We start from the raw sequence: 818 nt of genomic DNA on the forward strand, positions 1-818 counted from the left end.
AACCGATAATTCAGCTACAGGACTTTCAAAATTACCCCGCTGGAATGCGTTAGGCAGTGAAAATGCACTTCGAGTGAGGGATTACCTTTGGCGTTTAAGCAATGATATGGACGCCAGAGCCCTTCATGCTCGAGCTTACGATCCGGTCACTTACAATCGCGTCGCGCTACAGCCAAACACCCTTAAACCCAAGTATTTAGAGAAGATGGTGCGTTACGCCGCCCAGCTGACATTGGATAGCATTCGGATTGCTAAGGAGTTCGCAGAGCTTGTTGCTAACGGTCGAGAAATCGAGCATGAAGGGTATCGCGACATCGCCAACGACCCTAATATCCCACCTAAGACCAAGCGATTATTTTTGGAAATGTACCGCGAGTGGGCTCAAGACCCCAAGAGCTTGAATTACCTATTTGACGAAGCACAAAGCCTGCTATTATCTTTTCGCTGGAGCATTGACGGTATCGGGGCCGCGCCATTCCGTCCTTACGCAATTTTCAAGCAATTAGAATCTGGCCACGGCTGGATCCCTTACCCCAAACTCAACTCTGAAATGGACGATACCAGCACTCAGGTAAATCAAACCTTACCCGAGGCGGTAATGATGCCCATCCTCAAATCTGAGGTTGCAGAGGATTTTGCAAAACATCCGGTTAACCTGTTGGACTTGTGGACGCGGCCGCATGATATGTCAGACGTTTACGACGAAGACCGTAACTGCACCATCTCGCGCTTTGCTCAGCATAATGGCGATATCGTGGTGGAGTATGCGATTAATTTTGAGTTCGTGCCGGAAGGTCAGAAAACCACTTTGTCCAACG

Annotated in this window: 1 pseudogene; it reads left to right on the plus strand. The window is 48.9% G+C overall.

Annotated features, from left to right (window positions below):
* Positions 1-818, plus strand: a pseudogene (locus L5M37_RS24050) (hypothetical protein); the annotation flags it as partial.

It is taken from the genome of Shewanella sp. SM69, from assembly GCF_025653985.1.
Lineage (GTDB): Bacteria > Pseudomonadota > Gammaproteobacteria > Enterobacterales > Shewanellaceae > Shewanella > Shewanella oncorhynchi.